This is a genomic window from Campylobacter sp. CH246, from assembly GCF_004378835.1.
GTDB lineage: Bacteria > Campylobacterota > Campylobacteria > Campylobacterales > Campylobacteraceae > Campylobacter_D > Campylobacter_D jejuni.
Map to the genome: position 1 here is coordinate 1 of NZ_RYYA01000014.1, position 9,156 is coordinate 9,156.

Below are 9,156 nucleotides of genomic sequence, written 5' to 3' on the forward strand. Positions count from 1 at the left end.
ACTTTGCCTAATTTATAAGCTAAATGATTTTTTATTCTTTCTATAGCTGAGTTTGGTTTATGCATAAGGGGCATCCTCTTTAAATAAAGTCAAAATGGTAAAATGTTAATTTTATATTGAAATTAATATTTCATACTCATCAGGCGTTCCGCAAAATATAATTTCATCTAATGAAATTATGTGATATTTTATAATTAAGCCTTTTTTTATAAGATAATTATACATAGGAGCTATATATAATTCTCCCTTGCTAAAATCATTTTCAGTTTTCATTCTATCAAAAATTTCTTTAAAATCTTTTGTTTTTTTAAAATAATAAAGTCCACTACTACAAAGACTTGAAATTCTTTCTTTCTCAGCAGTTTTAATCACATTGTCATTTTCATCAGCTAAAACAAAACTCCATTGCTCTCCATCTGCCTCAAATACCTCTAAATAGCCATCAATGTTACAAAAATCCAAGGTAGTAGGTAAAGAAAAATTTGGCCTAAAGGTATCAATGTTAAAAATTAAAATACTCTCATCATCTTTAATATTTGCCCTTTCTAATCCAAGTCTTACCGTATGAGCTTGACCTAAAGTTTCTTGTTCTAATCTTACACTTTCGTAAGATTTTATTCCTAGTTTTTTACATTCTTCTTTTATAAAATTGCTAGTATTCTCAATATCTCTATACACAAAAATAAATTTAAAATTTTTAAAATATTTTTTAAAACTATTTACAGCGTGAAAAAACACACTATTTCCCTTTAAATCAAGCATATATTTAGGTTTATCATAGCCTGCCTTTGCAAAACGACTACTTAGTCCTGCCATAGGAAAGATTATAATCATTTGCTCTCCTTAAAAAATGTATCATAAAGCATAAAAGTATTTGACAAAAAAGCCATTTGTTTTTCTTTAAAATCATTATGCAAAGGTAACATAGATAAAAACAAATGTAAAGTCAAAGCTTTAATATTATCATCTATATCAAACACATCTAAAAATTCTTTTTGGATATCCAAAATATTTACATCTTCTTCTATAAAAAACTCTATATTATCGCTATTAACTTTACACTCAAAAAATCCCGCAATAATAAAATCATAAAGCCCAAAAACAGAATGAACTAATTTTGCAAAATCATATTTTTTATCTCCATAAGGGGTAATTTTTCCATTAAAATCAAACCCTCTTGGATCAAAGGTTTTTATGGCACCAGCTCTAAAATCATACATAATATTTGAAAAACAAAAATCTCCATGTATTAATGAAAATTCATCAATATCGTTCATATAAAAATCAAGCTTATCTACTAAAGTCAAAATACTTGGATAAGATTTTGAATTGATAACAATATTTTTGTGCAAATCAATTCCGCTTTGCATGCTAAATTCTTGCAATCTTTTTAAAGTTTTTTCCTTGCAATTAAAATTTATATCTTTATCATTGCTTTTAAAAGAATGCAACTTATCTAAAAATTCTTTTAAAGACTTAAAAATTCTTTTCCAAACATAATTAGGTAATTTTCCAAAAACATATAATTCTGCTAAAGTATTATTGCAAAGATATTCTATTTCATAACTATCCTCATAAGTTATAACTTTAGGGGTATAGATAAATAGTTCTTTAGGCAAATTATCAAACCAATTAATCTCTGCTTTTATTTTTTCTTGCCAAGAAGAAGACTTTTTTATATAGCCATTTGAAATATCTATATTGTTAAAATTTCTTTGCGTGCTTACAGCTTTTTTAGAGTGGAAATAACTTGTTATAAAACCAAAATCAAGCCAAGTATCATTTTTTATAATATCAAAAGTATAAGCTTTAGAATAAGCTTTCATACCATCCACGAAAGAATAACTACTTTCAACTATACATTTTATCAAAAACTGAGGATGAGAAAAACCATAAGCTCCTGCTAAAATCAAATCATCTTCTATTGTTTTTAACGGTGTATGAAATTCATTATCCAAATAAGCCCAATCGTAATTTTCCTTAACTTTTGCAACCTGTAAAGAGTTTTCTTTGAATACAAGTTCTTTGAAAAAAGTATCCCCGTGTAAAATATAAAGTTTTTCATCAAAAGCACAACAAACATTTAAACAGTAAACCACAGATTCACCTAAAGATAAATTATTTGGCACAAATAAAATTTCAACATTAAGTTCTTTTAATTTTTTCTCATCAAATTTACTTAACTTAAAATCGCTGGGTAAAGATAAAAAAACTTTTTGATTGCAATTTTTAAAAAGCTCTATTTGATATTCATACAATCTTTTATTACCAAGCGGTAAAAAAGATGGAGGAATTTTTCCAAATTCTAAAGTAAAATCAGAAGATGAATATTTTGCAGAAGTTATGAGTATCATTTATTACCACCATCTTTATGAGGGTTTTCTTTTCTTAAAAGCTCTTTAATTTGCTCATAATTTAAACTTATAAATTCAGACGGACGAATGGCTTTATCATCAACATAAAATCCATCATACCCACACCAAGGTTTACCTATGATTATCTCATCATACGGCACATCATATTTTTGAAGCCAAGTAGTAATTGTAGGTAAGGTATGAAATTTAATTTTTTCAAGATCACCATCAAATGTACGCATGTTACGACTTGTAAAAATATTGATTTTAAAGCCTTGTTTTTTATACTCTTTTAAAGTTTTGATTAAAATAATATTTGGTTTTTTATCAATATAATCAACATGTTCTTCATCAATTGTTAAAGTTCCATCTAAATCAATAAGTAATGTTTTCATTGAATAAGCATAACATAAATTTTTATTCAAATTTCTTAATTATTTCTTTTTTGATTTTATTTTATTTTGATTCAAAGCAAACAAATCAAAAAACAAAAATTTAACATACCCACCTTTATACCAATTTTTACTTGCTTGTATTAAAGCTTCACCTAATTTGTATGAAAAATAATTCTTAATTTTTAAAGCCTCTTCATAATCAGAACAATCTTCCAAAGGAGGTAAAACTAACTCTGGATTTGTTTTTCTTCTTTGAAGTTCTTTTTGATGCTTATATCGTATATAGAATAAAACAAAAGGCATTTTTATATACCCCAATATACTTTTTGAATTATCTATCATAGCTTGACCTAATTTATATGCTAAGTGATTTTGTATTTTTATTTTTACCAAATTGTTGCGATTTTTAGAAATAATTTGATATTTTTTAGCAATCAAATCAAAAAAATCAATAATTTTACCAATCTGAACTTCATTAAATATCTTATTTTTTTTAATATGCCAAATATCTTTATTTAATTCATTCTTTACATCTGGAAAACTTATATTATCAAATAAAAAATGATTTAGATGTGAAAATTTTATATTCATCTTTACCACTTTTAATTTTAAAAAATCTGTCCATTGACTTAAAACATAATGCGATAAAAATCCATTTCCTGGACTCATGCAAGTTTGAGGGAAATGTTTAAGATATGTATTAAAATAAGGATTTTCTTTATTTTCTTTAGCATATACCCAAGTTTTCATATAAATTTCCATTGCACTTCTTCTACCTATTTGCAAACTTCCATCTAGACCACAAAAATACCTTGCATCATAAATATCATTTAACTCTAATAAATGCAAGTCTTCAATTTTTATATCATTCTTTTCTATGATATAATCAGGTCTAATACGCACAATAAAATCATATTTAAAATTGTTTTGCTTTTCATATTCTTCCATTGCCTTATACACTTGGTAAATTCCATAATATATTTTAGAATCATTTTTTAATTCTCCCAAACGATTAACAACTTTAGAATACGATTCCAAAATCACTTTTTTTATTTTATTATCTAAAACTAGTACATCTTTGATAAAAATTTTTTTATTAAATTCTCTTGAAATTACACCAAAAACATTTGGAAATTTTTCAGAAAAATCGATATTAGACATTATAAGTTCACGAGGGCATTCATTAAGCATAGGGTAAAAAAATCTTCTAATCCATCCCGCACCATTTCCACCAGAACCTGGCCACAAACTTTCCACATCCCAAGAATATATAAAAACATCAATATTGCCAAGATGAGAGAAAGAATCAATTAACGCTTTAATACTATCACGCCAACCAGGTCTTAGCTGCCCATTTAAACATAAAGCTATCCTACTTCCTGAATAAGATTTTTTTGATATAAAGTATCTTCCTGCAATAAATCTTAATTTATCATAATACAGTCTTCCACCTAAGGTATTTAAGAAATTATTATATATGATTTCTAGCATGATAAAATAAATTCCACCTTTAAAAAAAATGTCACTTGAATTAATATAAAAAAAATCTATTGAATTTTTTAAAAAAAAAGATTGCAAGATTAAATCTTGAGATTTTTTTACTTCATTTAAAATTTTTAAAAAAAAATTAAAATCCCCGAAATCAACAACATCCAAATGGGAAGATAAAAAACTCATATATGAATTTTTATAATTTCCAAGTAAAAAATTTTCATTTACAGTTTTATCTTTTAAGCATGTGTGCATAAAATCATATAAATCTTTAGAATCAGTATTTAAAAATGATGATAATCGATCAATGTAATCAATATTTTCTAAAAAAAAATTATATCGCCCCAATTTATACATCAACAATAAATGCTCATCGGATAAATTTTCATTATTTAAAAAATTATCAAGTAACTCATAACTCCAATTATCTATAGCTTTTTTAACTAAAATATCTGCATTATTTAACATTTTATAATCTCAATCTTATTATTTATATTTTCAATAATATCTTTCTCTATTTCATCATTATAAATACCTGCATTTAAAATTACTAAAGCATTGCTATCGTTTATTAGAATTTTAGGTGAGCGAACTATAAATTTTGTACCATAAAGCCGTTTTTTCTGTTTATTTAGATCATTATCCAATATACAAACAATCTTTAAAGTATCTAATCCACTATATATTAAGTTTTGACTAAATAAATGTGCTCCAAATAAATAAACCTTCTTTGGAGTTTGCTTAATGTAAGAGTTAATATACTCAACTTTATTTTTATAAAACCTTAACATATTCCCAAAATCTACTTTATTTTCAAGGTATTTATTTTCCAGAGTAATTTTTACAGATCGAACATCTTTTTTTGCCAAATAAAATATGGAATGTTCCTTAAAATATTTCTTGACAATAATTGTAAAATTATTATTTCCCAATATATAATCAACTACATTTTCATCTAATAAAATAGTATGTTCAAAAAATAAACAATTGCTATATTTATTTTTTAGCCACTTGGACATATTAGGTATTGAAAATATCATATATCCTTTATCGTTATTTAAAAAACTTGATATTTCAGAAAAAAATTCATTTGGATCATATACATGTTCAAGAACATGAGAATGTATAATTGTATCATACTGTTTATTGTTGCATATATCTTTACTAAAAAATCCATCGATATAATTTACATTTTCAAACTTATTTTCAATATTTGGTTCTACTATAGTCCAATTAACATTATCCATTTCTAAAAAAAATTGTGATAATTTTCCATGCCCACCACCAATTTCTAATATATTTTTTGGTCTAATTTGAAAAATAAATTTTGCAAATTCTTTATGATGCTCATCCCATATTTTTCCAATATTACCGGCATAATGTCCATTTTTATACAAGATATCCAAAGGAATTAATTTATTTAAAAATAAAACACCACTATCCCGACAAACTGCAAATTGTTCTTCGCAAATAATATCTTTTTTTTGATCTTGCTCAATACAACCACAAAATAATGGAAATTGTCTTGAATTAATTATTTCTATATTTTTACTATATGTAATAGGGCATTGATCTCTAGTAATTAAACTTAATTCATCAATTTCTTTATATTTTTTATATTTTTCCAAATCTTCAGGTGTTCCAATCCCATGCATTTGCTTATCCTCTATATTATAAACACCTATTTTAGCACCATTTTTTATAGCATAATTATACACTGGACAAGTATAAAATTCATTATTAACCCTATCATTTTCTATAATCATATCTATAGCACTTTCAACAAATATTTTTCCCTTATTAAAAAGATAAATCCCAACTGTAGCAAATTCGCTAATAGCTTCTTTTTCTTTAACTTCTACTACTAAATCACCTTTCAATCTTACAAACGACCATTTTGAATTTTTTTCTTTATCAATAAAAGTCAATATCGAACCATCCAAACCTCGTTTGAAACTATCCTTAATAAAATCAGCTATATTAATATCAACAATCTGATCAGAATTTGCTATCATCAATGGCATATCATTATTAATATATTTTCTTGCATAAAGCACAGTACAAGCTGTTCCTTGTGTAAGCTTATCAATAGCTATAAATTCAACATTAAAATTATTTTTGATTTCATCGACTAGCTTTTTTTCTTTAATCAAATGTTCTTTTCTTGCTATTAAAATATATCTTGCATCTTTATATCTTAAATTTTCAAGCACTCTAACTACCATTGGCTTACCCAAAACATCCACAAAAGGCTTTGGTTTATCAAAACCAGCCTTTGCAAAACGACTTCCAAGTCCAGCCATAGGAATCACTATATTCATTGACATTCTCCCAAATATTTATCATTATTAGCCCCTGGAAGTTTTACGACAACATTTATTGCATCTTCTAAGGCTTCAAAATCTGTGACTTCACCTGGATTAATCATTACTATATCTCCTTTAGAATATATCTTATCATTCATTCTTACTTTACCACTAATAATAACAGTAATTTCGGTTGCGATTTTATGATGATGCTTTTCTTCAGTATCACCTTTTTTATATTCTTTCACGCCAACTTCCACATCATTAGTTTTAAAAACACTTGGATCGAAATTTCCTACAAACCAACCACGAATCATTTCATCTAATTTATAATTTTTCACAATCAACCTTTCGGAATATCCAAATAAGCACGTAACTCAACAATTTTTTTATCATGCCATTCTATAATATCCACACCTTCAAGTCTGATATCATCAAGTATTAAAATAAATTCTATAAAAGTTATATTTTTATCTTGAAAAATATTTTTAGCACTAAAGCTTAGTTTATTACAATTTTTAAAAATATTTTCAATAGCTTTTAAGCATTCTTCTTTGCCTTCTATTCTTTTTACAACCGGATCTTCTAAAACAAAATTCTCATTTAACAAATTTGCTACTTCATTGATATCTTTTTTATTAAAAGCACTGATATATTTTTCAGTTAATTTTTTAAGCATTTTTAATCCTTTCATATTCATTAATTTTTGCATGAGAATAAAAAGTAAAATAACGATTTTTGTCAATTGAAATATTTATAATTTTCTTATCTTGTAAAATTAATTCATTTAATGTTGAAGCAATAAAATATTTTCCTTCGTAATTAACATCTTTTTTAATCATATCAAAAGCTGATTTTACAAAAAAATCAGCCTTATTAAAATAATAAAATCCCGCTATTGCATTTTTACTTACAGGTTTTTTTTCAAAAGCTTCTAAAACAAAATTATTTTCATCGCATTTTACATAAGCCCATCTTGGATGAACACTCTCAAAACTCAAAACACCCGCATCATTTAAAGATAATTCTGAAATAACTTCATTTAAATCATACTCAAAAATTTGATCCATATTAACAATAAGCAAAGAATCATTTAAATTAATCTCATCAATAGCCATCAAAACAGAACAAACCATACCTTGTGTTTCATTTTTAAGAATGATAATTTTGCTTTGATTATTAGTTAAAACATTAATTGCATCATCTAAATGATAACGCTTTACATCTTCTTCTTTAAGTATAAAAATAAAACGTTTATTCTTGACATTTTCATAATTTTTAACAAAATGTTCTAACATAGTTTTTCCACAAATTTCGATAAATGGCTTTGGAAAACCGTCTTTTTCATTATCAAAAAAATAACTTTTACCCGCAATAGGAACCACTATATTTAACATTTCAATTCCTCTTCAAATTTACAAATATGATTTTTAATATTTTCATAATTTACTTCACTAACTTCATCTACAATCATCACATTAGCCCCACTTGCCCTAGCTGCTTTTATACCATTTTCATTATCTTCTACTATCATGCATTCTTTAGGATTTAGCTTTAATCTTTCTATAGCTTTGATATACATTTCAGGGTCAGGTTTTCCTTTTTTTACATCTTCATTGGAAATATAAAAATCTAAATAATTTTCAAGAGCTGATTTTTTCATCATTACTTTAATGCTATTGTGTATAGAATTAGAACAAACTGCCATTTTATAACCTTCAAATTTTAGCTTTGATAAAGCATATTCATGATGGAACCTAGGTTTGCATAAACTATAAACTATTTCCATGGTGTATTGCTGTTTTAATTCATTTATAAAAGAATGTAGTGATTTAGGCAACCCTCTTTCCAATGAAAGCATTTTTAATTTATCCTTAGTTGGCAAGCCATCAAAAGTTGTTAAGTGCTCATATCTAGTAATTTCCATGCCAAAAAGTTTTAAAGCTCTATTTAAAGCTTCATAATGCCAATCTTTAGCTTCAATCAAAACTCCATCCATATCGAAAATAATGGCTTTTATCTTAGTCATTAAAGAATCTCCTTGCCTCATCAGGATAATCAGTACAAATCATTAATTGTTCTTGTATATGTAACTCTTTTTCTATTTGTTTGTATTCTTGCCATTCTTTCTTATAATCTCTTTTATGAAGCTCTGGAGAAACTATACCAACTGATTTGCCGTTATCAATATGCTTTTTTATGGTATTTTTATCTATCCAATGTGAATAAAACTCATCCATCCAAATACCACAAGCTTTATCATAAAAACTAGGCTCTTTTTCATATTCACTTTGTCTAGTAAAGACATTAAAATTCAAATCAATATAAAGCAAAGCATCAGGAACTGACATATCAAATACAAAATAATTTGTAATTTTATATTTTTGAATAAGTTTCTTAAGTGGAATTTGAAGACCATCAGCCTTTATATTTAAAGCTAAAGGCAAATTTGTGTTATACTTTTTATAAAGCTTAAAAAAATCTTCTAATTTTAAACAATTTTCACTTGCCATATCATGTGATACGACTATACCCCCCCCCACCACATCTCTTAAATCTGTTTCAAGACCGTATGAATTAAGAAAACTTCGATCAAAAGCAGTAATAGAA

The 9,156-nt window shown here is 25.8% G+C and carries 10 protein-coding genes and 1 pseudogene; all 11 read right to left on the reverse strand.

The genetic code is table 11. The features are described from left to right. Nucleotides 1-111: 111 nt before the first annotated feature. On the reverse strand, nucleotides 112-834 hold the full coding sequence (locus tag ELQ06_RS08375; RefSeq protein WP_002903944.1) for a glycosyltransferase family 2 protein: 723 nt from the start codon (nucleotides 832-834) through the stop codon (nucleotides 112-114). After that, a complete protein-coding gene (locus tag ELQ06_RS08380) occupies nucleotides 831-2,354 on the reverse strand; it encodes a hypothetical protein (RefSeq protein ID WP_002903942.1) in 1,524 nt (507 codons plus the stop codon). The genes ELQ06_RS08375 and ELQ06_RS08380 overlap by 4 nt, the downstream gene beginning before the upstream one ends. Next, nucleotides 2,351-2,749: a capsular biosynthesis protein gene (locus ELQ06_RS08385; protein WP_052798071.1), complete on the reverse strand. Its 399-nt coding sequence runs from the start codon at nucleotides 2,747-2,749 to the stop codon at nucleotides 2,351-2,353. Before ELQ06_RS08385 ends, ELQ06_RS08380 begins: the two co-directional genes overlap by 4 nt. A gap of 39 nt (nucleotides 2,750-2,788) precedes the next feature. Further along, the gene (locus ELQ06_RS08390) at nucleotides 2,789-4,708 is read right to left on the reverse strand and encodes a hypothetical protein (protein ID WP_052798070.1); all 1,920 of its coding nucleotides are present in this window, start codon (nucleotides 4,706-4,708) and stop codon (nucleotides 2,789-2,791) included. Then, nucleotides 4,702-5,868, reverse strand: coding sequence for a methyltransferase domain-containing protein (locus ELQ06_RS08810; RefSeq protein ID WP_234930376.1), 1,167 nt, complete (start codon nucleotides 5,866-5,868; stop codon nucleotides 4,702-4,704). The genes ELQ06_RS08390 and ELQ06_RS08810 overlap by 7 nt, the downstream gene beginning before the upstream one ends. Next, a pseudogene (locus ELQ06_RS09000) lies at nucleotides 5,842-6,561 on the reverse strand (glycosyltransferase family 2 protein); the annotation flags it as partial. The gene ELQ06_RS08810 and the pseudogene ELQ06_RS09000, both read right to left, overlap by 27 nt. Beyond that, nucleotides 6,558-6,887 (reverse strand): hypothetical protein, encoded by a 330-nt coding sequence (locus ELQ06_RS08400; protein ID WP_002826454.1) that lies wholly within the window; start codon nucleotides 6,885-6,887, stop codon nucleotides 6,558-6,560. The pseudogene ELQ06_RS09000 and the gene ELQ06_RS08400, both read right to left, overlap by 4 nt. Nucleotides 6,888-6,889: 2 nt before the next feature. Beyond that, entirely contained in the window at nucleotides 6,890-7,225 is a 336-nt protein-coding gene (locus ELQ06_RS08405; RefSeq protein WP_052798068.1) for a nuclear transport factor 2 family protein, read from the reverse strand. Then, nucleotides 7,218-7,943 (reverse strand): glycosyltransferase family 2 protein, encoded by a 726-nt coding sequence (locus tag ELQ06_RS08410; protein WP_052798067.1) that lies wholly within the window; start codon nucleotides 7,941-7,943, stop codon nucleotides 7,218-7,220. The genes ELQ06_RS08405 and ELQ06_RS08410 overlap by 8 nt, the downstream gene beginning before the upstream one ends. Next, entirely contained in the window at nucleotides 7,937-8,575 is a 639-nt protein-coding gene (locus ELQ06_RS08415) for an HAD family phosphatase (protein ID WP_052798066.1), read from the reverse strand. Before ELQ06_RS08415 ends, ELQ06_RS08410 begins: the two co-directional genes overlap by 7 nt. Beyond that, nucleotides 8,568-9,156 (reverse strand): hypothetical protein (locus ELQ06_RS08420; RefSeq protein ID WP_208335034.1); only part of this gene is annotated, 589 nt, incomplete at its 5' end. The genes ELQ06_RS08415 and ELQ06_RS08420, both read right to left, overlap by 8 nt.

What these genes read in the sequence shown, in the direction of transcription:
- ELQ06_RS08375 (WP_002903944.1), bottom strand. Translation starts at nt 834, where the DNA reads ATGATTATAATCTTTCCTATGGCAGGACTAAGTAGTCGTTTTGCAAAG.
- ELQ06_RS08380 (WP_002903942.1), bottom strand. Translation starts at nt 2,354, where the DNA reads ATGATACTCATAACTTCTGCAAAATATTCATCTTCTGATTTTACTTTA.
- ELQ06_RS08385 (WP_052798071.1), bottom strand. Translation starts at nt 2,749, where the DNA reads ATGAAAACATTACTTATTGATTTAGATGGAACTTTAACAATTGATGAA.
- ELQ06_RS08390 (WP_052798070.1), bottom strand. Translation starts at nt 4,708, where the DNA reads ATGTTAAATAATGCAGATATTTTAGTTAAAAAAGCTATAGATAATTGG.
- ELQ06_RS08405 (WP_052798068.1), bottom strand. Translation starts at nt 7,225, where the DNA reads ATGCTTAAAAAATTAACTGAAAAATATATCAGTGCTTTTAATAAAAAA.
- ELQ06_RS08410 (WP_052798067.1), bottom strand. Translation starts at nt 7,943, where the DNA reads ATGTTAAATATAGTGGTTCCTATTGCGGGTAAAAGTTATTTTTTTGAT.
- ELQ06_RS08415 (WP_052798066.1), bottom strand. Translation starts at nt 8,575, where the DNA reads ATGACTAAGATAAAAGCCATTATTTTCGATATGGATGGAGTTTTGATT.